At 51.7% G+C, this 24,416-nt stretch carries 20 protein-coding genes; 12 read left to right on the top strand and 8 right to left on the bottom strand.

The annotated features are described in order from the left end of the window. Positions 1-167, top strand: a 167-nt coding sequence (locus HMPREF9473_RS28770; protein ID WP_187388714.1) for a transposase, incomplete at its 5' end; no start/stop codon positions are given. Between the two features lie 165 nt (positions 168-332). Here HMPREF9473_RS28770 and HMPREF9473_RS16010 read toward each other — a convergent pair. Beyond that, on the bottom strand, positions 333-1,325 hold the full coding sequence (locus HMPREF9473_RS16010) for a LacI family DNA-binding transcriptional regulator (RefSeq protein ID WP_006781201.1): 993 nt from the start codon (positions 1,323-1,325) through the stop codon (positions 333-335). Between the two features lie 307 nt (positions 1,326-1,632). Between HMPREF9473_RS16010 and HMPREF9473_RS16005 the strand changes: the two genes are divergently transcribed. Together HMPREF9473_RS16005 and HMPREF9473_RS16000 are read left to right on the top strand one after the other, a co-directional pair. Then, on the top strand, positions 1,633-3,018 hold the full coding sequence (locus HMPREF9473_RS16005) for an ABC transporter substrate-binding protein (RefSeq protein WP_050810071.1): 1,386 nt from the start codon (positions 1,633-1,635) through the stop codon (positions 3,016-3,018). A gap of 18 nt (positions 3,019-3,036) precedes the next feature. Continuing rightward, positions 3,037-3,873 carry an alpha/beta hydrolase gene (locus HMPREF9473_RS16000; protein ID WP_006781199.1) on the top strand — a complete coding sequence of 279 codons (837 nt, stop codon included), beginning with the start codon at positions 3,037-3,039 and terminating at the stop codon, positions 3,871-3,873. A 53-nt stretch (positions 3,874-3,926) separates the two neighbouring features. Here HMPREF9473_RS16000 and HMPREF9473_RS15995 read toward each other — a convergent pair whose 3' ends face one another. Further along, positions 3,927-5,897, bottom strand: a complete 1,971-nt coding sequence (locus tag HMPREF9473_RS15995) for a beta-galactosidase (protein ID WP_006781198.1) — start codon at positions 5,895-5,897, stop codon at positions 3,927-3,929. 238 nt (positions 5,898-6,135) lie between these two features. On the opposite strand from HMPREF9473_RS15995, the gene HMPREF9473_RS15990 reads away from it, so the two are divergent. The 7 genes from HMPREF9473_RS15990 to HMPREF9473_RS15960 all read left to right on the top strand — a co-directional run bounded on the left by HMPREF9473_RS15990 (position 6,136) and on the right by HMPREF9473_RS15960 (position 17,331). Beyond that, a complete protein-coding gene (locus tag HMPREF9473_RS15990) occupies positions 6,136-7,623 on the top strand; it encodes a family 43 glycosylhydrolase (protein ID WP_006781197.1) in 1,488 nt (495 codons plus the stop codon). Between the two features lie 110 nt (positions 7,624-7,733). Beyond that, positions 7,734-8,678, top strand: a complete 945-nt coding sequence (locus HMPREF9473_RS15985; protein ID WP_006781196.1) for an ABC transporter permease — start codon at positions 7,734-7,736, stop codon at positions 8,676-8,678. 1 nt (position 8,679) lies between these two features. Continuing rightward, the gene (locus tag HMPREF9473_RS15980) at positions 8,680-9,552 is read left to right on the top strand and encodes a carbohydrate ABC transporter permease (RefSeq protein ID WP_006781195.1); all 873 of its coding nucleotides are present in this window, start codon (positions 8,680-8,682) and stop codon (positions 9,550-9,552) included. Positions 9,553-9,588: 36 nt separating this feature from the next. After that, the gene (locus HMPREF9473_RS15975; RefSeq protein WP_006781194.1) at positions 9,589-11,157 is read left to right on the top strand and encodes an extracellular solute-binding protein; all 1,569 of its coding nucleotides are present in this window, start codon (positions 9,589-9,591) and stop codon (positions 11,155-11,157) included. A gap of 83 nt (positions 11,158-11,240) precedes the next feature. Further along, positions 11,241-13,901 carry a hypothetical protein gene (locus HMPREF9473_RS15970; RefSeq protein ID WP_006781193.1) on the top strand — a complete coding sequence of 887 codons (2,661 nt, stop codon included), beginning with the start codon at positions 11,241-11,243 and terminating at the stop codon, positions 13,899-13,901. 84 nt (positions 13,902-13,985) lie between these two features. After that, complete coding sequence (locus HMPREF9473_RS15965; RefSeq protein ID WP_006781192.1) at positions 13,986-15,794, top strand: sensor histidine kinase; 1,809 nt, start codon at positions 13,986-13,988, stop codon at positions 15,792-15,794. Then, positions 15,772-17,331: a response regulator gene (locus HMPREF9473_RS15960; RefSeq protein ID WP_006781191.1), complete on the top strand. Its 1,560-nt coding sequence runs from the start codon at positions 15,772-15,774 to the stop codon at positions 17,329-17,331. Before HMPREF9473_RS15965 ends, HMPREF9473_RS15960 begins: the two co-directional genes overlap by 23 nt. Positions 17,332-17,398: 67 nt before the next feature. On the opposite strand, the gene HMPREF9473_RS15955 is transcribed toward HMPREF9473_RS15960, so the two are convergent. From HMPREF9473_RS15955 to HMPREF9473_RS15935, 6 genes are all read right to left on the bottom strand, one after another. Next, entirely contained in the window at positions 17,399-18,430 is a 1,032-nt protein-coding gene (locus HMPREF9473_RS15955) for an ABC transporter ATP-binding protein (protein ID WP_006781190.1), read from the bottom strand. Then, positions 18,384-19,262, bottom strand: a complete 879-nt coding sequence (locus HMPREF9473_RS15950) for an ABC-2 family transporter protein (RefSeq protein WP_006781189.1) — start codon at positions 19,260-19,262, stop codon at positions 18,384-18,386. The genes HMPREF9473_RS15955 and HMPREF9473_RS15950 overlap by 47 nt, the downstream gene beginning before the upstream one ends. Beyond that, the gene (locus tag HMPREF9473_RS15945; RefSeq protein ID WP_006781188.1) at positions 19,255-20,076 is read right to left on the bottom strand and encodes a hypothetical protein; all 822 of its coding nucleotides are present in this window, start codon (positions 20,074-20,076) and stop codon (positions 19,255-19,257) included. Before HMPREF9473_RS15945 ends, HMPREF9473_RS15950 begins: the two co-directional genes overlap by 8 nt. A gap of 121 nt (positions 20,077-20,197) precedes the next feature. Further along, positions 20,198-20,350 carry a hypothetical protein gene (locus tag HMPREF9473_RS27415; RefSeq protein ID WP_006781187.1) on the bottom strand — a complete coding sequence of 51 codons (153 nt, stop codon included), beginning with the start codon at positions 20,348-20,350 and terminating at the stop codon, positions 20,198-20,200. A 65-nt stretch (positions 20,351-20,415) separates the two neighbouring features. Continuing rightward, positions 20,416-20,772, bottom strand: coding sequence for a NusG domain II-containing protein (locus HMPREF9473_RS15940; protein ID WP_006781186.1), 357 nt, complete (start codon positions 20,770-20,772; stop codon positions 20,416-20,418). Between the two features lie 396 nt (positions 20,773-21,168). Then, entirely contained in the window at positions 21,169-22,011 is an 843-nt protein-coding gene (locus HMPREF9473_RS15935) for a pyridoxamine kinase (RefSeq protein ID WP_006781185.1), read from the bottom strand. 275 nt (positions 22,012-22,286) lie between these two features. Between HMPREF9473_RS15935 and HMPREF9473_RS15930 the strand changes: the two genes are divergently transcribed. Both HMPREF9473_RS15930 and HMPREF9473_RS15925 read left to right on the top strand, forming a co-directional pair. After that, positions 22,287-23,654, top strand: coding sequence for an FMN-binding protein (locus tag HMPREF9473_RS15930; RefSeq protein WP_006781184.1), 1,368 nt, complete (start codon positions 22,287-22,289; stop codon positions 23,652-23,654). A 101-nt stretch (positions 23,655-23,755) separates the two neighbouring features. After that, entirely contained in the window at positions 23,756-24,310 is a 555-nt protein-coding gene (locus tag HMPREF9473_RS15925; protein ID WP_006781183.1) for a Gx transporter family protein, read from the top strand. The last annotated feature ends 106 nt before the right edge of the window (positions 24,311-24,416 follow it).

Below are 24,416 nucleotides of genomic sequence, written 5' to 3'. Positions count from 1 at the left end.
GTATTCAGGCAGAAGGAACATTCGGAGTATTAAAATGGGACAGGTCTTACAAAAGATTATTTCGAAGAGGTGAGAAAAATGTAATTCTTGAACTTACGTTAATCTCTTGTGGATTTAACATCTATAAATATCATAATAAAAAGCAGCGAAAAGAAGCAGCAGCTTAAAAGCAAAGAAAAGTTACCCACATAGGCTTATTAAGTGAACCATTTTTTACAAGTGAACATCAAAAAGCAGCTATAAAAACAAGGAATCACCAGAACCGGCATTTGCCGGAACTGGCGATTCCTAATTAGGGAGTTTTTTTACAGCCCCTTTATTTTGCCAGCAAGTCAGATATCTTTCACAGAGTCCCGCACAATCAGCCGTGTCTCCAGCCAGGTATCCCTGGGGCGGAAATCATCCTCGCTAATCGACTGAAGCAGCATCTTAGTCCCTTCCACAGCGATGGCGGTGGCACTCCGCTCCACTGTTGTCAGCCGTAAATCGGAGTAGCTGGAGTAAACCAGGTTGTCGAAGCCGGTCAGAGATAAATCGTCGGGAACCCGCAGGCCTAGTTCCTCTGCGGCATTTTTTGCCCCAAACGCCATCTCGTCATTGAAGCAGAGGAGGGCGGTAAGGCGGGGATGAGCTTTTAACAGCCGTCCGGCGGCGGCTTTTCCGCTGTGATAACGGTAATTGCCGTACTCCACCGGCATTTCCTCAGGGGAGAGCCCCCACTGCTTTGCGGTGGTCCACCAGCCCGCGTGGCGGAGTACCGTGGCTTCTAAATTGGGAGGCCCTTCGATAATCCCGATTCTGCGGTGGCCGCATTTTAGAAGGTGCTCCATGGCCTGTGCCATTCCACCGGCCTCGTCGGTAGCGACAAAAGGGATGTCGATGGGCAGCTGGCGGCTGATGGCGACCATGGGGATGTTCTTGCGGTAGGCTTCCTCCAGAAACTCAATATCACTGTCCCACTGGGACATGACGAGAATACCATCATACTGGCTGGGATTTAAGCTGCCTGGAATATGCATGTCGATTCCCTTGACGATGACATGGTAACTGCCGCCAAGGACACTGTACACCCCTGTCAGAACGTCGTGGAGGACGTAAGGAGACGAGCTCTTGTTGATGGTGGAAAGGTAGAACCCGATCATGCGGGAGCTTGGTTTTCTAAGGAATACCGCGGCGTGGTTCGGCACATAGCCCATAGCCTCTGCGATTTCCAGAATCCGCCGCTTTTTTTCAGGGGCGACGGGACCGCTGTCGTTCAAAGCGCGGGAAACCATAGAATAAGATACCCCGGCCTGTGCTGCAATGTCTTTGATGGTAAATGCCATAATAACCTCCCTGTCTGAATCCATAAATGAAGTGAGTGAAAAGGTTTGCAGTTATAAAAACAATATTTGTCAATATTTAATAATATTGTAGGATAAAAATGGAAGAAATACAAGATAAAAACAAAAAAATAACGAAATAAAAAATGACAAAGCATTTTTTTGCAAAAATAATTGGATAATTTATATAAAAAAATAGCGACTGTTTGTATATAATTAATCTTTCCAGAGGTGCGTATTTTAGAATATAATGTTTCATGTAAATACTTACAAAATAGTTTGTACAGAAATGAAGAAAGGCAGGAGAAAGATTATGAAAAAAAGATGGGATAAGATAACGGCGGCTGCACTTTCAGTCATCATGGGCTTGTCTTTGACAGCCTGTGGAGCTTCCCAAACAGCGGAGACAACCGCAGCGGCAGCGGCAGGTACGACTGCAGCCGCTGCTGCTTCTACGGAGACAGGCACGCAAGGGACCTCCGGCGAGCCGGTGACTCTGCGGATTTCCTGGTGGGGAGGAGATTCCAGACATGAGGCCACGGAAAAAGCGGTACAGAGCTTTATGGAAAAGTATCCGAACATCACGGTGGACTGTGAGTACGGTGCATGGACCGGATGGGAGGAAAAACAGTCCCTGAATATTTTAAGCGGCGAGTGCGCGGATGTGATTCAGATTGGTTCCAACTGGGTGACGGATTACAGCAAGGGAGGGGAGTCCTATCTGGATTTATATCAGGTGGCGGATGTACTGGATTTGAGCCAGTTCCCGGAGGACAAACTGAAACTGAATGAGGTGAACGGAAAACTGATGGCAATTCCCATTTCCCTGACCGGGCGTCTGTTCTACTGGAATAAGACAACCTTTGATGAGGTGGGCTGCCCGATTCCTACGGACGAAGCATCCCTGCTGGCGGCCGGAGAGGCATTTAAGGCTTACAATGAAGAATATTATCCGCTGGCCCTGGGTGAGTATGACCGTATGATTTTCATGGTATATTATCTGGAGTCCAAATACGGAAAAGACTGGGTGACTGACGGTGTGATGAATTACACGGAGGAGGAGATTGCGGAGGGCTTTGCCTTCATGAACAAGCTGGAGGAAATGCACGTGCTTCCTTCCATAGCGACCATCAACGGTGATATGTCAGATTCCCTGGACAAGAATGCCAAGTGGATTGATGGCAAGTATGCGGGGCTGATGGAATGGGATTCCGCGGCCACCAAGGTGAAGGAGGCCATGGAGGGCAGTGTCAATAAGCCTGGTCAGGAATTCCAGATTGGTGAATTTATCAAATTTGGTGATTACCAGGGAGGATTTACCAAGGTTTCCATGGATTTCGCGATTAAGGCCAGCACCAAGTATCCGAAAGAAGCGGCCCTGCTTGTCAACTATCTGTTAAATGACCCGGAGGGCGTGGAAATCTGCTCTACCGAGCGTGGAGTACCATGTTCTGCTGTTGCGGTTGCCACTCTGAATGAGAAGTCAATCGGCGACGCCATGACCAAGGAAGCCAATGCCAAGGTGATGGATTACAGCAAGTTTACACAGGACCCCAAGTTTGATGACAGCGAGTTGAAAGCAAACCCGGACGGCATTTACTATAAAGTGTTTGGCAAACTCAGCTCCGGAGATATCACACCGGAAGACGCTGCAAAAACATTGACAGAAGGCATCAATGAAGTTCTTGGAAATTAGAAGGGATATTAAAGACAGATGAAATATTTTACACAGCAGGTTTCCATACCGGACATATACCGAAACAAGCTGGGAATCACACGGCCGGCCGCCGTAACCGGGTATCTGCTGGATGCCCCCGCATCAGCCGTGGAAAAGAAACGGGCGGCGGTTATCATCTGCCCTGGCGGCGGTTACGAGCATTTGTCGGAACGGGAGGCGGAAGCTGTGGCGGTTCAGTTCCTCGGAATGGGATATCATGCCTTTCTTTTGCAGTACAGCGTCAAACCGGCCGTGTTTCCGGCGGCCCTTATGGAGCTGGCGTTTCTGACAGCAATGATTCGCGATAACCGGGAGCAGTGGCTGGTAGATGAACATAAAATTATCGTATGCGGATTTTCAGCGGGAGGCCATCTGGCATGCTCCCTGGGCGCTTTTTGGAATCAGAGTTTCCTGTGTGAAGCTCTTGGACGCTCCCCGCAGGATATCCGGCCAGACGGCATGATACTGGCATATCCGGTGATTACATCCGGGCCGTCCTGCCATGAGGGCTCTGTGAGAAATCTCCTGGGTGAGAAGGCGGATACGGAAGAGGCGAGACATCAGGTATCGCTGGAATATCAGGTAGGGGAGCAGACACCCAAAACCTTTATCTGGCACACGGCCACCGACAGTTCCGTCCCGGTGAAGAACAGTCTGCTGTTATCGGAAGCATTGATTAGCCATGGGGTAAATGTGGAACTTCACATCTTCCCAACCGGCCGCCACGGCCTGTCCCTGGCGAACCGGGAAACCTCAGGCGGCGAGTCGCATTACATAGAACCCCAGTGCCAGAGCTGGATTTCGCTGGTGAAAGCTTGGTTGGAATGTTTTTAAAATAAAAAGTCCGCAGGGCGCCCTGAAAGTGAAAAGGCGCTCTGCGGATTTATTTATTTTTCCGTTGTCACTTCCAGCCCGGAGACGGCAGGTATCACATGGCCGTCTACTGTCTGTTCTTTATCCGTAAAATTCAAATAAAAATGAAAATCCTGTGTTTCACTGCTTCTTAGGTGGTATTCCGTTCCGGGGACCAGGCCGGGGATGCAGGGGAGATTCTGTGTCCGGCAGATATCGGAAATGAAATCATCCAGAAAACTCTGCTCCGTGCGGCAGGCCAGATAGATGGCGGTTCCGGCTCCGAGAGACTTTTGGGTCAGGGCCGGAGTGTTCTGATAGAAATCATCCTGATAGGAAGCCAGAATTTCTGCATCTTCGTTTTTCAAAATCTCACAGTAATCCCGGATTTCATAGCTTCTGCCATTCCAGATGAGCCGGTTTCTGTCGGAGGGATAGAGGGTATCCAGCTCCGAAGCGCGGATTCCAAAGAGGTCCGACAGACCACAGCCTGGGAAGCCGCCAAGATGGCAGAGCAGGGTTTCATCCACATAGGCGCTTAGATAGGTGGCAATGAGACAGCCGCCCTGTTCCACATATTCCCTCAGCCGCTTTGCCTGTTCCGGGCGGCAGATGTACATCATGGGAGCGATAACCAGTTGATAGCCGGATAAATCCCTATGGCGGCCAATGATATCCGCATCGATTCCCTGGCGCAGCAGGGCCTGATACCAGGATACGCAGGTTTCATTGTATTTGATGTTCTGTCCAAGGCCCGAGGAAGCATCCAGAGCCCAGGCATTTTCCCATTCATAGAGGATGGCGGCTTTTGTCGTCACCGTGCTTCCGGGAACGGAGTCTAAGGAGGACAGCAGCTGTCCGGTGTGGGAAACCTCCGCAAATACTCTGGTATCATTCCGGCCATCGTGGTCTACCACTGCGCCATGGTACTGCTCAAAGCCGCCGCGCCCCTTTCTCCACTGAAAATAGAGGGCGGAATCGGAACCGCAGGCAATTGCCTGGAGGGTCGCCAGTGTCCCCATACCCGGCCGTTTCAGTTTGCTGAAAAGATGGCCGTTGGCGGCGCTGGGTGTGTGTTCCATGAGAAAAAATGGTTTCCCCGGGCAGATGTTCCGCATCAGGCTGTGATTAAAAGCGGTCCAGGCCGCCGTGTGTTCCAACGGCTCGTAATCATTGTGCCATCTGGGATAGGCGTCCCAGGAGACAAAATCCAGGGCATCGGCAAATTCCCTGTAATCAAGCAGGGGGTACAGCCACATGAAGTTGGTGGTCACCGGGATATCAGGAGAAGATTCCCGGATGGCGCGAATCTCCTGTTTCATAAAGTCAACCGTGTTCCAGGTGGTAAAACGTCTCCATTCAAGGGAGAGGATGGGGAGGCCGGTCTCCCCATTTCTCATGGGGGCCTCAATTTCATCAAAATCATGGTAGGTATGGCTCCAGAAGGAGGTCCACCAGCAGGCGTTTAAATGCTCAATGGTGTGGTATTTTTCCTTCAGGTAAGTGCGGAACTTTTCCTGGCACTGGGGGCAGAAGCATTCCCCGCTGAATTCATTGGAGATATGCCACATCCGAAGACCGGGGTGGCTGCCATACCGTCTGGCCAGCAGCCGGTCCATGTCCGCCGCCTTTTCCCGGTAAATTTCCGAACTCATACAGTGATTGTGGCGGAGGCCGTGATGGTTTCTGACGCCATAGCTGTCTGTCCGCATGATTTCCGGGTATTTTTTATCCATCCAGGCAGGGCGCGCGCCTGTCGGGGTGGCCAGGATAAAGGAAATACCGGCCTCCCAGAGACGGTCTGTCACCTGGTCCAGCCAGTCAAAGGAAATGTGTCCCTCCTCGGGCTCGTAGGAAGACCAGGAAAAGACGCCCAGAGTCACCGTGTTGATATTCGCCTGCTTCATCAGTTCGATATCCTGCTCTAGAATCTGGGGAGAAGCGAGCCACTGCTCCGGATTGTAGTCGCCTCCGTGAAGCAGGCAGGGTGCTGTCATATGTTTCATAAGTGATAGTCTCCTTTCCAATAGGCAGATATCAGTTCTGCCAATACTCTTATCATAAAGGATAGCGGCGAAAATTTTTTTAGCATTTTATAGGGGATTTTATAGTCTTTTTCCAATGCGGCCATTTCAGAAACTAAAAAATACCAGCCCTAAAACTAAAAAATGTCAATGGGTATCCCAAAAAGATTGTGATAAGGTGGTATCAGGATAACAATTGTACAGGAAAGGATGGGAGAACATGCAGGCAGTCAATCCATTTTTACCGTCGTGGGAATATATCCCGGACGGGGAACCACATGTATTTGGCAGTAGAATCTACCTGTTTGGGAGTCATGACCAGTTTGGCGGCGATAAATATTGCATGAACGATTACGTGTGTTATTCGGCGGACACGGAGCATTTAAAGGAGTGGCGCTATGAAGGGGTGATTTACCGCAAGAACCAGGATATCAGAAATCCGGAGGGAAGGCATTGTATGTGGGCTCCTGATGTGGCCAGGGGACTTGACGGGCGGTATTATCTCTATTACTGCCTTGACGTGCTGCCGGAAATCGGTGTGGCCGTCAGCGATGAGCCGGCGGGACCCTATGAATTCGCTGGTCTGGTGCATTACCCGGATGGAACACCTCTCGGAAGAAAAGAGGGGGACTATCTTCAGTTTGACCCCGGTATTCTGATTGACGATGACGGGGAGTGTTATCTGTATTCCGGCAATGGGCCGAGGACGAAGGGGCTTCATGAGAACAAGGCGTCCCAGGTCATGCGCCTGGAGCCGGATATGATGACGCTGAAGGAATATCCAAGGCGGCTGCTTCCAACGGTGGAAGACAGTGAAGGGACCGGATTTGAGGGATTTGAGTTTTATGAAGCCAGCTCCATAAGAAAGATTGGGGGAATTTATTATCTGGTTTATTCAGACAGGAACAGTTCCTCTCTGTGCTATGCGGTCAGCGCTTATCCGGACAGGGAATTTAAGTTTGGTGGACGGCTGATTGATATCGGGGATATCGGCATAGACGGCCGGGAGGCATCCGCGCCGGCCAATTATCTCGGCAATACCCATGGAGGCATGGAGCAGGTGAATGGAGTCTGGTATCTGTTTTACCACAGGCAGACCAACCGGACCTTTTTCAGCCGCCAGGCATGTGCGGAGCCGCTGACGATTCTGCCGGATGGAAGGATTTTGCAGGTCGGGGTAACTTCCTGCGGACTGAACGGAGGTCCGTTAAAAGGCGAAGGCGTCTATGAAGCCCGGATTGCCTGCCATCTCTGGGGGAAGGAGGGAGCGGTATGGTCGAAAGAGGTGTTGATGGATGAGAGGTATCCTTACTTTACCCAGGATGGCGGCGACAGGGAGTGCGGACCGGGGCAGTACATAGCCAATATGAGAGACGGCGCCGTGGCCGGATATCGCTTTTTTGACTTGAAGCCGGAGGGCCGTATCCGGTTGAGGGTGCGGGGAAAAGCCGCCGGAAGGATGCTTCTATTGGCGCGGCCGGATGGCGGGATTCTCGGCGAGGTTCCCATCCATATGGACTCCCGGGAGTGGACCGCTTTCGACGGAACCTATGCCGTAGCAGGAAGTATCGGAGCGGTTAGTACTGAAGCAGACAGTACCGCAGCAGACAGTACCGAAGCAGACAGCGCCGGAAAACAGGGACAAGCCCTCTATCTGAATTATGAAGGACAGGGCGCTTTCGACTTCCTGGATTTTACCCTGTTCTAACAGGAAGGTTTTTAGAAAATATTAAAAATGACATATTTTTACATAAAAAATGTCCGTTGAGAGCAGTCACAAAAAGAAGGATAATAAAACACATAAAGGGGGTGTCAATCATGGGGAAGCACAAACAGCGTGCGGCGAAAACCTATGTGCAGGAGGAAACCTGGGGACACAATATTCAGAAATACTGGCCCTATTACCTGATGGTTCTTCCAGGGCTGATTTATTTTGGAATATTTAAGTTTATTCCCATGTTTGGAAGTATTATTGCATTTGAGGATTACAACATTGTAGGCGGCTTTTTCAAGAGCCCGTGGGTGGGTTTTAAGAATTTCAAGACATTGTTTACGTATCCGGATTTTAAGAAGATCTTGACGAACACGGTTATCCTGGGATTCTGTAAGACGATTCTCATTTTCCCAATTCCGATTCTGCTTTCTCTGATGTTGAACGAGATTAAACAGCAGCGGTTGAAAAAGGGAATCCAGACGGCAATCTATATTCCGTATTTTATCTCCTGGGTTATTGTGGGAGGGCTGGTGTTTGATTTCTTTGGCATCGGCGGATTCTTCAATAATCTCAGAGAGATGATTGGCATGAAGCCGGTTCTGGCCATGCAGAAGGAGTCCTGGTTCCGGCCGATTTTCATTATCTCATCCATCTGGAAGGAAGCCGGATGGGGAACGGTGGTGTACCTGGCAGCCATAAGCGGGATTGACCCATCCCTCTATGAGTCGGCTTCCATAGATGGGGCGTCCAGGTTCCAGAAAATGAAATACGTCACCTTTCCACTTCTGGTACCTACGGTGGTGACCTTGTTCCTGCTGAATATCGGCAGTTTCCTGGAATTGGGATTTGACCAGGTATACAACCTCCAGACGCCGATGACTTATGCGGTCAGCGATATCTTCGATACCTATGTCTACCGAGTTGGTATCCAGCAGGCCCAGTACAGCTTTACGACGGCGGTTGGCCTATTCCAGTCCGTGGTGGGACTTGGACTTGTACTGATATTCAATAAACTTTCGCAAAAAACGTCAGAAGGGGGGTTATGGTAACATGGGAATGAGAGAATCTCTGTGGGACCGTGTGTTCCGGCTGGCCATGACCGGCATTCTGCTTCTCCTGGCTGTTGTCATGATGATACCGTTGGTTTCCGTGCTGGCGCTGTCGTTCAGCTCCAAGGCGGCATCAGACATGAACGCGGTAAATTTACTGCCGGTAGGCTTTACATTTGACTCCTGGAGATATATCCTTTTTAACAGGGATATCTGGAGGGCGTTCTTTATCACGGTGGCGGCCACGGTTTCCGGTGTGGTGCTGTCGTTGGCGATTACCTCACTGTTTGCCTATCCGCTCTCGAAAAAGGAGTTCAAGGCATCCAAGCTGCTTATGATTGTGGCGCTGATTACGATGGTATTCAAGGCTCCGGTGGTTCCGTACTTTTTGACACTCAAAAATATCGGGCTGTTCAACAATCCGCTGGTACTGGTGCTGCCCCAGATCTTGACGGCCTATAACATGATTATCATGAGAAGTTTTTTCCAGCAGTTTCCAAAGGAAGTGGAGGAAGCGGCCATGATTGACGGGGCCAGCCGTTTCAAGGTGTTTTATCAGATTGTGCTGCCGTCTTCCAAGGCGGTGCTGGCTACGGTAGGATTATTTTACGGGGTGACACTGTGGAACCAGTTCCAGCATCCCATGATGTTTATTCAGGATATGAAGCTGTTTCCCCTTCAGATGAAGATACGCCAGCTGATTGGAAGCGGAAGTGAGCTTCAGAATGTGGCGGCGTCCATCAATGTGAATTACAGTGACCGCACGCTTCAGGCGGTTGTCGTCGTATTCGCGATTCTGCCGATTATTGCGGTTTACCCGTTTATACAGAAATATTTTACAAAGGGAGCCATGCTTGGCTCTGTGAAAGGCTGATGGAAGGAATCCATAAAAAAGAGGAGGATGTATGATATGAGAGCAAAACGAATGATGGCTGCAGCCCTTGCAGCAGGGATGGTCCTGTCTTCCCTGACTGGCTGTGGAAGCAGCGCGAAGACAGAAACCAACGGAAACGCCGATACGGCCAATGCGGACGGAACGGTGGATTTGGAAATGTGGGGAGTCAATGAGGGGTATCTTCCCGTGGAAAAGGGCGGCGACGTGTACAACTTCTATAAAGAGCTGACCGGCGTGGGCATCACACAGCCCTATGTGGAGTGGAATGGCGGCAGCAATTATCAGCAGCAGCTGAATTTAAAAATTTCCGCCGGTGAAATGCCGGATATCTTCCTTCCGGTCAACGGCATGGAAGGAGATTTGATAAAGAACGGAGCGCTCCTTGATTTGACGGATCTGCTTCCGGAAAAGGCGCCCCATCTGTGGAATTCCGTGCCGGAGCGTGTGTGGGATATCGTCCGCTCCTATGACCCGACGGGGGAAGGCAGAATCTACGGAATCCCGGATGTGAGACCGTTTACCCCCTACACCGGAATGATACGCCAGGACTGGCTGGATGAGCTGGGACTTTCCATGCCGACCACCCAGGAAGAGTTTGTGGAGGTGCTGAGAGCCTTTAAGACCCAGGACCCCAATGGAAATGGAGCCGCGGATGAACTTCCCACCGGAGGCCGCCAGGATGCAAAATGGATGGACCATCTCTTTGCCATGTACGGTGTTGCACTGCAGGAGGGGGCGCCTGACTGGGATATCTATGATGGCGAACTGACCTACTCAGCGGTCACCCCTAATATGAAGGATGCGCTTGGATTCATCCATGAGCTGTATGAGGAGGAACTGGTGGACCCGGAGACTCTGTTAAATGATAAAGCGGCCTGGGACGGAAAGATTAACTCCAACCGTGTCGGCGTCACCTTCCGCTTTGCACAGGATGCCCTTCTGTATGCGGAGTCCATGGAAGCGGCCACAGGCGTAAAACCAAACTGGGTATCCATGCCGGCCATCAGCGCCCCCGGATACGAGAGTTTCTATACCACGAAGCAGGTTAACGGTCTGGCCTGGGTGGCTAGGAACACCGATTCTCAGGAGAAGATTGACGCGGTTATGAAGGTATTTGACGCATACGGCAATCCGGAGTACTGGGATGACTTCTATTATGGAATTGAAGGAATGCACTGCGAGACCGTGGACGGAAAGAAAAAGCAGAAACCGGACGACAAGACAACCCAGCAGAAGCTGGTTATCATGCCGGCCAATTCCCTGGCGGATTTGGACTTCAAGATTCAGCTTTATGAGGACATGAAGACAGAGGACAGAGCCTGGGCGATTGATGAGGCGGTTAAGGCCATGAAGGACGTACAGCCTTATGGAAAGGTGATTGCCGGGGACGGCATGCCATCCAGTGTGTACAACGGATATGCGGATATCTTGAACAGAACCCTTTATGTGGAGTACGCTTCCAAGATTATCACCGGGGAGTATGATATCGACAAATTTGATGAGTTTGTGGAAAAATGGTATGCCTCCGGCGGCGAAGAGGTGACAAAGGCCGCGAGAGAGTGGTATCAGAAAACGCTGCAGTAAATCAGAGGCAGCCGGGACGGATGACGACATTCGCTCCGGCTGCCGTTCATTTCCGGATAAAGAAGAGACAGGGAGGAGTTCAGATGATGAAGTGTGTGGAGGAAGTGCTGTGTGGGCAGGGAGGAAACTATATTCTGCCTTTTTTGTGGCTTCACGGTGAGGAACAGGAGAGGATTTTGGAGGAGATGGACAGCATTGAGAAATGCGGAATCCGGGCGTTCTGCGTGGAGTCCCGCCCCCATCCGGCCTTTGGGGAGGCGCTTTGGTGGGAGCAGCTTGGCATGATACTGGAGGAGGCCCGGAAACGGAATATGGAGGTCTGGGTGCTGGACGATAAACATTTCCCCACCGGATATGCAAAGGGGGAGTATGAGAGACAGCCGGAGAAGGCCAAGGTATACTTGAGAGAATTTCACATGGATCTATGCGGACCAGCAAAGCAGAATACGGTCTTCATAGAGCATGGATTAAAGGAGCCGGAAGAGATTCTGACTGTCTGGCTCTACCGCCGCCAGGACCGGGAGACGTCACGGATAATACTGGAAGGTGCCAGGAATCTCACGCCGCTCTATCAGGACGGAATGGTCCAGCTTGACGTGGAGGAAGGGGAGTACCGTCTGTTTGTCCTGTATACCAGCAGAAGCGGAGGCGGCAGGGAGCACTACATGAATCTGCTGGATGAGGAGTCGGTCCGGGTTCTGATTGATGCGGTATATGAACCTCACTATGAGCATTTCGGGCAGTACTTTGGAGAGACCCTGGCCGGATTTTTCTCCGATGAGCCGGAACTTGGAAATGTCCCCGGATATGAGTACGACATGCTTCCTGGACGGGAAAAGGCGGTATATCCGTGGAGTGCGTCCCTGGGGGAGTCATTGAAGGAATGCTGGGGGACGGACTATACGCGCTTCCTGCCGGCGCTGTGGTTTGAAATGGGGGAGAAAACGCCGGCGCTTCGCTATGATTATATGGACAGGATGACGGAGCAGGTAAGGAGATGCTTCAGTGAGCAGATTGGCGGCTGGTGCCGGGAAAAAGGCGTGCAGTACATCGGACACATCATAGAGGACAACAATGCCCATGGCAGAATGGGCTGCAGTGTGGGTCATTATTTCCGGGCGCTGGCGGGACAGGATATGGCTGGGGTCGATGTAGTGTCCCAGCAGCTGATGCCGGGGAAAAAGGAACGGATTCACTGCTGGGTAGACGGGGAGGAGGACGGAGAGTTCTATCATTTCGGGCTGGCGAAGCTTGGAAGCTCCGGAGCTGCCGTTGACCCGAAAAAGAAGGGGCAGGCGCTGTGTGAACTGTTTGGGGCCTACGGCTGGGGAGAGGACGTTCCATTAATGAAATGGATTCTGGACCACATGCTGGTCAGGGGAATCAACCAGTTTGTGCCTCATGCATTTTCTCCTCTGTATCCGGACCCGGACTGTCCGCCGCATTTTTCTGCAGGTGGGAAGAATCCGCAGTTTCCGTATTTTAGCCGGCTGATGAGGTATGTAAACAGAAGCGCCCATTTGCTGCAGAATGGACACCGATGGACGGAGGCCGCTGTTTTGTATCATGCGGAAGCCGAGTGGACGGGAACCGGAGCCATGATGTTTCAGAAACCGGTGCGGGAATTGCTGGAGAACCAGATGGACTGCAATATTCTTCCCGCCGATGTTCTGGGGCAGGCGGAAATCAGGGAGGGGATGTTTTATTTGAATGGATACGGTTACAGCGCGTTTATCCTTCCCTGGTGTCGGCGGATTCCGAAGGAAGTGGAAGACTTTATTTTGCACGCCGGGCGGGCGGGAGTGCCGGTATTTGCGGTGGATGAGATGCCGGAATGTGGGATTCATGGGGAAGCGCTGTCCGATGAAATCCGGGTATATATGAGGGCCGTGCCGTTACAGGAATTGGCGGGGGAAGTCAGACGGGTGAGCCGCTGCAGTTTTTCGCTGGCGGATTCAAAGCCGGATTTGAGAGCCATGCGGTATCTTCATGAGGACGGCTCTGTCTGTATGTTTTTTAATGAGAGTACGGAGGAGGTGGTCAGGACGGAGGTAAGGATTCAGGGGATGGAGAAGAATGGATGGGTCCGTTACCGGCCGTTTGAGAATGAACTGGAGGAACTGCCCGGTCTGGGAGAGGCGTTAAATCGTCCTGCTGCGCAGGGGAGAAAAAGTGATGTAGTGCTTTTGAATCTGCAGCCGGGGGAGGCCGTATTTCTGGTGGAAGCGGAGGTTGAGAGAGCGGAAGAGGACAGGCCGGTCAATAAAAAGGGTGAAATATGGGAGAACCCTATTCAAACGGCATGGACGGTGTCCAGGGCCGAGGTGGGAGGTGAGTTTACCACCTGCTTTGTACTGGAGGAAGGAGAGCCGTTCCCGAATCTGAACGGCCGGGAATATTATCCCAGCTTTTCCGGTACCTTCAGCTATGATGGAAGTTTCCGGCTGGATTTGGAGACGGATAGCGCGGAGGCAGTGATTGATTTCCCATCCATATCATCGTGCGCCAGCATCCGGATAAACGGCAAACCGGCAGGGGATTTGATGGAAAATGGACGATTTGTCGACGTATCTGGACTGATACACCGCGGGGAGAACAGAATCAGGGTAGAGGTGAGCAACACCCTGGTCTGGAAGCTGCGGGATAAAAAATCGGCCCGCATGCAGATTAAGCCAACCGGAATCATGGAAACGCCCGTCCTCAAGATCAGAAAACCGTCCATGTTAGAACGATTGGAATCATAAAGGAGCAGGAATCCTTAAAATAATTAGAATTGAAGGAATCCGGAAAGTATGGCAGAATAGAGGAGAATGGGAAGGAGGAAAGGAATGGGACGTATCTGGAATAATATGAGAATTCACAATAAATTGATGGTCAGCTTTCTGGCTGTCTGCCTGGTTCCGCTAATCCTGGTCAGCTCCCTGCTGTACCGTTTCTCCGCGCGCAGCCTGGATGCTTCCGCCATGGAATTTGCTTCGGTGTTCAATTCCCAGATTAGCAGCAGCCTGAATCAGTTTATGAAGGAATATGACCGGGTCACCAAATCTGCCCTTGTGAGCAATAAGGTCATCGAGAGCTTAAGCGAAGGCGGAGGTTCCATACTGGAGCGGGTGGACCGTCAGCTATATCTTCGAAATGTCATGATGCAGATGGTGACGCTGAAACCGGAGATCGGGGAAGTCATGCTTCTCACCTGGGAGGATGAGCTTTACCAGTTAAGCACCAAGAGCGTGATGATAAATCAGTCAGAGTTAGAGAGCCAGAACTGGTTTCAGGAAATGCAGCAGTCGGAGCGCGTTCTCTATGTGACAGAAGCCCACGACTGCACCTACTATGACAGGATGCAGGACAAGATAGCCGTCACCGTGGCCAGAAAAATTTATGACTATGCGGGGAAATACATCGGCGTTCTGATGCTGGATATAGACCCCTCCCGTCTGATTGAGTTAAATGACGACTTTTTAGTCGCCCGCAGCCACTATAATATTCGAATCAATGTCACCAACGTGGAGAACCGGATTCTCTATGACTCCGACGTATCCAGCGGCCTGAAAAGCTGGCAGGAGGTGGTGGGAACATCCTTCTCCCTGGATGAAAATGACAGCGAAGACTATCTGATGATGTCCAGCGAGACGGAGATGGGGGAGCTGAAGGTCAACACCATCATTCCGAGAAGCCGGCTGCTGATGAGCACGAACCGGATTCTGCATGTCACGGTGCTGGCAACCCTTTTGTGCGCCCTGCTGATACAGTTTGTGTCCTGGCGTCTGAGCAGAGCCCTGACCGTGCCAATCATCCGGCTCCAGAAGGGCATGAAGCAGGTGGAGGAAGAGAATTACAACTGCCTCCTTCCGGGAGAGGGAAAAGACGAGCTCGGCATGCTTACCGGAAGCTATAATCAGATGGTGCGGCGGATTCGTACCCTTATCGAGGACGTATATCTGGCGAAAATCAAGGAGAAGGAGGCAAAATATCTGGCGCTCCAGGCCCAGATAAATCCCCATATGCTCTACAACACGCTGGAAGCCATCCGGATGAAGGCGCTGCTTCAGGGGGCGGACGAGACCGCAGATATGATTAAGATTTTATCCAAGATGTTCCGCATGACATTGGATGGAAGCAGGGAAATGAGTACCATCGGGGCCGAGATTGAATATGCCCAGAATTACATCCGGCTTCAGAACCTCAGGTTCAAGAATCATTTTCTGCTGGACTGCCAGATAGAGACCGGGCTGGAACAGCATCCAATCCTGCCGCTGCTGGTCCAGCCAATTTTGGAGAACAGCATCAAGCATGGGGATAAAGACAGGAGCCGGTGCCTGCACATGAATATTGAAGTCACCGCGGATTCGGAAACAATCCGGATTCTCATCACGGATGACGGATGCGGTATGCCAAAAGGGCAGGCAGAGCGGCTCAACGAGAAACTTTCATTTCAGGAAATCAAGCCGGTTTCCAGTGAGCCGGAGGCGGGAAACGACAATAGCATTGGTCTGATCAACATTGCGGAGCGCATTTTCCTTCATTACAATGAAAAGGGCCATATCCGTGTGGATTCCGAGGAGGGAAAGGGAATGTCCGTGGAGGTTGAAATTCCGTGGAAGGAGGGGGCGGATGTATCGTATCTTAGTAGTTGATGACGAGCAGATGATTGCTGACGGGCTGAAATTCCTGATTGAGAAGGGGACGCAGGACTGTGAAGTGGTGGGCGTGGCCTATGACGGAGCGGAGGGAATTGCCGGTGCGCGGAAGCTGGAACCGGATATCATTCTGACAGACATCCGGATGTATGAGATGGATGGACTTGAGATGATTCGCCGCATCAAGGAGGAGGGAGTGCCAGCCCGCTTTATTATCCTGAGCGGCTATGCAGATTTTTCTTATGCGAAGCAGGCCATTGCGCTGGGGGTGGAGGAGTATATCACAAAGCCGATCGAGGAGGAGGAACTGTACGGGACGCTGAGGAGAGTCTGTCTGTCCATTCAGCAGCAGAAGATGAGGGATGGCCGGTTAAGCAGTCTTGAGGAAGCGGTGAGTGAGTACGACCAGGGCATGAAGCAGTACCGCCTCCGGGAAATTCTGCAGGGGCGCACGGAGGTCCGGGAGAGCGACGGCCGGTTTGACTTTTTGAATTACGTGTTTTATTGCAGCGCTGTCTATGAGAGTCCGGGAGGAGACGGCCTTGAGAAAGCATTTGAGGAAATCTGTAAAAAGAATCTGGAAAAAGAAGAGGATTATATGATAACGCCCGGCCCGGAGCCGGGGAGAATGGTGGTCTGCATCGGCGCGTCCCAGATGCCGGGAATGCAGCGCATCATAAACAGTCTGGGAAAGCTGCGGATGGACTTTGAAAACAGGACCGGGGAGCGGGTGAGTCTTGGCATCGGGACGCCCCACCGCTCGGTGAGTGGAATCAAGAAGTCCTATGAAGAGGCACTCTGCGCTCTTAATTATAAAGTTATCAGAGGACCGGGAAGTCTCGTCTATTATGGGGAAATCCGGGATATTCTAAAAACGCCTCCCAACATTGCCAGGGAGGATGTATTGGAATTGGAACGGTGCATGAATGAGATGGACAGCGATGGCTTAAGCCGGATTGTGGAGAGCATTTTCCGAAAGATGAGCCGGCAGGAGTCCTTGAGCCCCGAGGTGCTTCAGGCCACGGCAATTAATCTGGTGCTGTCGGGGATTTCGAAGATGCCGTTTATGCAGCTTCAGTTGAATGAATATCTGGGAAAGAATATCCTTTCCCTTGACAACATTGCAAAATTCCAGACAATGGAGCAGCTGAAACACTGGATTATCAACGTCCTCCAGGGCATGAATGAACTGATGCTGAAACAGAGCATGCCGGAAAAACGGGATGTGATTGAGGAGTCCAAGGAATATATCGCCCGCCACTTTGAGCAGGACATCACCCTGAATGATATCTCGGAGCGTTTCTTCATCAACCCCTATTATTTCAGCCAGCTGTTCAAGAAAAGAACCGGCGTCACCTATCAAAAATACTTAACCGGAATCCGAATCGCAAGGGCCAAAAAACTGCTGGAGGAAACAGATTTAAAACTGTTTGAAATCAGTGAGATGGTGGGGTACAGCGATGTGAATTATTTCCGGCGGGTGTTCGAAAAGTATGAAGGGGTAAAACCGAATGAGTATAGGAAGCAGTTGTAAAATACCCCCTTGCCATTTCATAAGAGACGGCAAGGGGGCGCTTTTTATTACAGAACGATATCGATTATTATTTCCAGCTCAAATACAACCCAGCAATCACATCTTCAATAGGCGCTTTGCGAATCTCCACATCGATGACGTCCGGATAGCGGGAGAGGAGTCCCAGAATCTCGTGGATGCCGGTCTCTTCTTTGCTGAATTCGTATTCCGCTGTGACTAATCGGCCGGAGCCATCCGGGCCGCCAGCCGGTTCCTGGTTTTGGAGCAAGCGCAGGCCTGGTATTTCGCGGCCTTTTCCTCGGAAGGTGACGCTCAGGCGTCCGGAGCCGCCGGTGGCGGCCCGGAGCATTTCAAAGCTGCCGTCAAACTGAATCTTTCCCTTGTCCAGAAGAATAATCCGCTTCGCCATCTCCTCCAAATCATCCATGTCATGGCTGGTGACGATGATGGTGGTGCCGGCTTCCTCGTTGAGTTGCTTTAGGAACCGTATCATCTGCTGTTTGGCCAGCACATCCAGCCCCAGGGTTGGCTCATCCAGGAAGATGACGGAGGGGCTGTGGAGAAGCAGCATACCGATATCCGCCCGCATCCGCTGCCCAAGACTTAACTCTCTTGCAAAGGTGTGGAGAATCTCCTCCAAATCCAGCAGTTCCGTCACCATGGCAAGATTCCTCTCATAAACTGAATCCGGGATGTTCCAGACCTGCTTCTTCCACTCAAAGCTGGTAATAACCGGGTGATCCCACCACAACTCCGTCCGCTGGCCGAAGAGAACGCCAATCTGCCTCATTAACGGAATCCGGTCGACGGCCGGGTTCATGCCAAGCACGGAGATCTTCCCTTCGGTTGGCTGGAGTATCCCCGATAGCAGCTTGATGGTCGTGCTTTTCCCGGCCCCGTTGGATCCGGCGTAAGCCACGAACTCCCCTGGCCGTACCGTCAGACTTAAGTGGTCGAGAGCCAGTATCTCCCGTTTCTCCGGGTGGATTAAATTTTTGATGATATCGCGGGCTTTGCCGCTTCTCATCCACTGGCTGTAACATTTTGTAACATTATCGATGGCCAAAGCCGGAATATCTTGGGGAACCGTTTGTCTCATAGTGATTCATTCCTTTCTTGAATATCATAAACGTCAAAGTAACCAAAAGCATGGCAAGAGCTGGCGCTGCTATCAGGGAAAGGATGGTTGCGGCAGCATTTGCGCCACGTCCATATCCATATCCCAGCTGCAGCAACGCCCTGCTGGGAAACCATGCCCCCATCCCCACCGGCACGGCCGTGCAGAAGAGCAGCTTCACCCGGCCCCCAAGCCCGCCTAAGGGGTAAGTCTTCACCGTGAACAAATCAAGCCCCGACTGGGCAATCTCCTCCGCGGCTGCCGGCGCGTAGAAGGCCAGACAGGAGATGAGATAAATCACCGCCATGAGTATCAGGCAGGAGGCCAGCGCGTTGAGCGCTGCAGCCAGCAAAAACAGCGGAGTCACGGCCACCGGCAGCCGCCGCAGGGCAAACCCGGTGATAAAAATACCACATAACAGCGTAGAATTTGCCGACACCGGAGAAAATCCCTGGCACAGCAGGTGCATCCAGATGGGAACCGGCTGAATCACCACGTGGTCCAACTGTCCCCGGCCGATAATCCGGCTGACCATGGAAGTATTATTTCCCATAAAAAACATCATGTAAATGCCGTCCGCCAGGGTGGAATACCCCAGCATAAACAGCACCTCCGCCTCCGTCATGCCGCCGAACCCTCCGAATCTGGCAGACAGCAGAAAGATGCCGGCCATGGAGGCAAACAGGCAGATCAGGTCCGTGCTCATGTAAAGCAGACAGTATTTCGTATCCCGCAGAAACCACATCAAATCCATTTTTGCATAAAGTTTATAAAGCCGAATCAGAGTCTTTCCCTGACGAATCCATTTATCCACCGAACGACACCATCCTTTCCTCGCTTTTGCGAAAGACGTACAGGGCCAGAAGCCACAGGATGACGCACCAGAACACCTGAAGCCCAATCAGGGAGAGGGGAGCGTCGGTCAGCCCCGTGTAAATGCTCAGCGGCGCGTGGGTGATGGACCCAAAAGGCGTCAGCGCAAACAGCTTCCCCAGATTCCAGGGAAAGAGTGCAAAGGGAATCAACTCCCCGGAGAGCAGTGCAAAGATGGATTCCCGTAAATGCAGCACGGCGAAGCATCCATTTTTCAGCCGGATGGCAAACGCCGCAAACATCAGGTCGATAGCAAACCCGATGGCCACGGAAAACGCCAGGCTGATAAATGCCAGCGCCCCCGAAATGCCATCCGCCGGCAGCGCCCGGATGCCGAGAAGGGGAGCCGCCAGCCACAGCGGAAGCCCATAGAATAAAAACACGGGAATCCACCATTTTCCAACCGTCTCCACCACAAAGCTGGCAATCACCGGAAGGGGCCTTAGATACCTGCCGATAATGGACCCCTCCCACAGCGCCGCCGTGGCGGGGGAGACGATATTTAACTGCTGGTGCAGGACGGAGGACATGAGGGTGTAGGTGAGAAGGGCCGACAGCGTCATTCCCCCCAAATCAGCCCCCTCACGGGCCAATGCCTTCCAGATACAGACCAGCATCACAAATTGAAGCAGCCTTACTAAATATTCCCCGGCCACACAGAGTATGCCGCCGTCGAACAGCTGCTTGGTACACATAAAACAGGTTGCGAAGCAGGCGCGGAACATGCGCCTGAACGTCAGAATTGTATTTCTCATAGACAAACCTCTCTTTTTCATGGTCGTCCATTCCGAAAAATGGACATAAAAATGCCCGGAAGACAACCGCGCATCTCCGGGCAGAAAGGTCATTTAAGAACAAAAAGGAATCCACGATTCCCTATTCGGAAAGGACCGGAGTCTGAGGAGCCATGCGGCAGCTGTCGTAAAAAAGGGCGCACTGGTAGCAGGAATGTCCTAAAATACCTGTCTGGGACGCCACTTCGCCGATGTTCATCCAGATGCTTCCGGATTTAAACGTACGCTCTGCCATGGTTCCTCACCTCCTTCACAAACTCATTTGTTTAAAATTATCATACCAATAGGGGAAAAGTCAAGCTATTTCTCCTCGCCGACCACCTTTGCAATCATCAGATTGGGCAGGCAGACAATCATGTCGCCGTTTTTGCTGATTTTGCCCTGATGGATGCAGACCTTGTCCGGGCAGGAAGCGTCGTCGATAAAGACCTGTCCGTCCTGAATCACCAGATGGTTGGTGCCGCCGTTCCGGCTCTCAATGGTGACCTCGGTATCCTTGCTCAAATCCAGCTGTTCCACCACCGTGCCGTCCACCGACACCTCCACCATCACCGCCGGCTTCCGGTTCAACATCAGATTGCCAATATAAAATCCCCCTGCGATTACCAGAATCCCGATAACCAGCAATAAATCACGTTTTTTCTTATTGTCTTTCATATAAAAACTCCTTTGATAATATAAAGCGTTCCCATTATAGCATAGAAACATAAAACTCATATACCTAAAAATATTTTAGGCAACCTAAATTATTTTGTATATCCTGTATGGGAAATGGAGCAGAAAGGGAAGAAAGATTAGGAATTCTGTGAATTGTCATAAATTCCATCCGCGTATATAATAAGGTACATGAAAAGAACACGACGGAAAGAGGTGGAAACCATGACAGCAATCGCATACATCCTTGTATTTTCCATTTTAGCATTGGACGCTTATCCTATGATTAAGGCTGGATTAAAGAAATAAAAAGGAAATATAATATAAAGAAAATGCGGCGCCCACAGCACAGGCTTGTTGGATGCCGCTTTTTCTTTATATTATATCTTATCCCATATCCTATTTTGCTGTCCGTTCGATAAGCATCTGGCACAGCCGCCCAATCAAGGGTTCAAACTCCACCGCATACCACCGCTTGCTGTCCGACGATGCGGTATATTCGATGCAGGCCACCACAAAATCCGCCGCCAGCGATAAGGCATCGCCAAGACCCAGCCCCCGCATCAGCCCGCCAATCACCACGGAGGAGTACAAATCCCCGGTCCCGTGATAGCTCTGGGGACAGTGGCGGGTAAAGTAGGAAAAATGCTCCCCGTCCCTGTTCAGGTACTCCACGCCCAGCCGCCCCGGCTCATAGCTGACTCCGGTCAGCACCGCGGTCCGGCACCCCAGCGCCAGCAGCTTCTCCAGAAGCTCCCGGATATAATCCTGATTGTATTCGGTCCGGTAGGGCATACCGGTCAGCAGGGCGGCCTCCGTCAGGTTGGGCACAATAATATCGGCCTTCCCGCAGACAGCCGCCATGGCAGCCGGAAAACTCTCGTCAAATGCCGGATACAGCTTCCCATTGTCCGCCATGGCCGGGTCCACCAGAATCAGGTTGTCCGGTGTGGAAAACCTGTCAAAGAACTCACAGACCTGTTCACACTGGCTTTTCGATGCCAGATAACCGGTGTAAATGCCGTCGAACCCAATACCTTCCCGCTCCCAGGCATCGGCAATGGGCGCAATCTGGTCCGATAAATCCTTGCAGGTAAAACTGGAAAACATGGTATGTGTGGACAGGACCGCTGTGGGCAGAATCCCGCATTCCACGCCCATGGCGGCGATGACCGGCAGCGCCACGGTGATCGAACAGCCGCCTACGCAGGAGATATCCTGCAGAGTAACAATCCGTTTCATAAAGTACCTCCTTTTATCTGAGTAAAAATTAACAATATCGGTTTCATTTCCTAAACTATATCAGAGACTGGACTGTGTTTAAATAGCCAGAATACAAAAATCCAACCAGTCCAGTTTGGCGCCGGTCAGACAGGCAGGGGCCACCCTTTGGCCGGAAACGGCCTTGTCTCTGTAAAAATAAGGATTTCGTCTGAAACTGATTGATGTAATGTTAAGATTGTGATAAAATAAACGACAGTGAACATTGAATTTCATTTTAGGAGGAGTATATTATTATGACACAGAAGCAAAAGGGATATGTTGGATTAGGGGTAATGGTAGTGTTAGCAGGGGCTACCGTCTTCCTCTCTAATCCTCTTTACAATGCAATTGACACGATGGCAGCCAAGAGCATATCCTATACACCAGGCTCTTATATGGGAAGCGCAGACGGCTTTGGCGGCAAAGTGACAGCAACCGTGACGATTTCTGAAAATGGCATTGATGCGATTGTACTGGCAGGCAACGATGAGACACCGGAGCTGGGCGGAGCGGCCCTTGAGAAGCTGGCGCCGAAGTTTATGGAAGCACAGTCTTCCCAGGTAGATGCGGTATCCGGCTGTACCATCACCAGCAATGCGGCTATGGAGGCCGTTCAGAATGCGTTAGACCAGGCATCCGGAAAGATTGACGTGGTTCCGGTGGAGGAGACAGAAGCTCCAAAGGCCACGGAAGCTGAGACGGAGAAAGAGACCGAGGCAGCCAAGGCAGAGGAGACCAGAACCTTCCAGGCAGGCACCTATACGGGAACAGCCAAGGGCTTTGGCGGCGATGTGACAGCAACGGTTGTGATTACCGACAGCGGAATCGAGTCCGTGGAGCTGGTAGGCAACGATGAGACGGAAGAACTGGGCGGAGCGGCTTTAAAGAAACTGTCCAAGAAATTTGTGGAAGCCCAGACTTCTACGGTAGACGCGGTATCCGGCTGTACCATCACCAGCGACGCAGCTATGGCAGCTGTAGAGCAGGCATTAGAGCAGGCGGCTGGCGGAGCAGCTGACGCAGGTTCCACAGCGGTGGAGGCAGTGAGCTACGCGGCAGGAACTTATACGGGAACAGCCAAGGGCTTTGGTGGTGACGTGAACGCAACCGTTGTAATTACCGACAGCGGAATCGAGTCCGTGGAACTGGTTGGCAACGACGAGACAGAGGAACTGGGCGGAGCGGCTTTAAAGAAACTGTCCAAGAAATTTGTGGAAGCACAGTCCTCCAAGGTGGATGCCGTATCCGGCTGTACCATCACCAGCGACGCGGCTATGGCAGCCGTAGCGCAGGCATTGGAGCAGGCCGTATCCGAGGAAGCGGCACCGGCTGGCGCTGAGGCGGCAGAGGCGGAGAGCTATAAGGCAGGAACCTACACGGGAACAGCCAAGGGCTTCGGCGGTGACGTGACGGCAACGGTTGTGATTACCGACAGCGGAATCGAGTCCGTGGAGCTGGTTGGCAACGACGAGACAGAGGAACTGGGCGGAGCGGCTTTAAAGAAGCTGTCCAAGAAATTTGTGGAAGCACAGTCCTCCAAGGTGGACGCCGTATCCGGCTGTACCATCACCAGTGACGCTGCCATGGAAGCCGTAAAGCAGGCGCTTGACCAGGCAAAATAATTCTGAACTCACAGAAAGAAGCGGACAGGCAGAGAGCATATTCTGCCTGTCCTTTTTGTGGCAGAGAAGCAGCAGACAGAGATAGAATGGAGTACAGGAAAATGAAATCAAAGAAAAGGGCAGTATGGGTGGCCCAGTACGGAATGCTGATTGCGCTGGCATTTATCTTCAGCTATCTGGAAGCCATCATCCCCGTTCCCATCCCCGTTCCAGGCGTGAAGCTGGGACTGGCGAATCTGGTGACCATCGTGGGCCTCTACACCGTAGGCGTGAAGGGGACAGCCGTGGTGTCGTTAATCCGCATCGTGCTGGTGGGACTTACCTTTGGAAATATGTTCAGCATGGTTTACAGTCTGGCGGGCGGTTCCTTAAGCCTGCTGTTGATGATACTGTGCAAGAAAAACAACTGGTTCAGCCAGATTGGCGTCAGCATCATCGGCGGCATCGGCCACAATGTGGGCCAGCTGGTTATCGCCTCCATTGTGGTGCAGACCACAGGGGTATTTTACTACCTTCCGGCCCTGCTGGTGGCAGGTGTGCTCGCAGGCGCCGTCATTGGACTGTTGGGCGGCATGGTGACCGAGCGGATTCAGGGAATTGTAAAAAAATGTAGGCAGAGCAAAAGAATTTGTATGGTTTCGCCGGGATGGACATGATATAATATCAGTTAGATGTGAGATGCATGGCAGCACGCGCCGGGCACGGCCGCGCTGTCGTGGAGGAACATGCATGTCATAGAAATAAGAAGATATGGGAGGATTC

This window comes from Hungatella hathewayi WAL-18680, from assembly GCF_000235505.1.
Lineage (GTDB): Bacteria > Bacillota > Clostridia > Lachnospirales > Lachnospiraceae > Hungatella_A > Hungatella_A hathewayi_A.
Note: the sequence above shows the minus strand (reverse complement) of the source record. Positions and strands in the feature narration are given on the sequence as shown.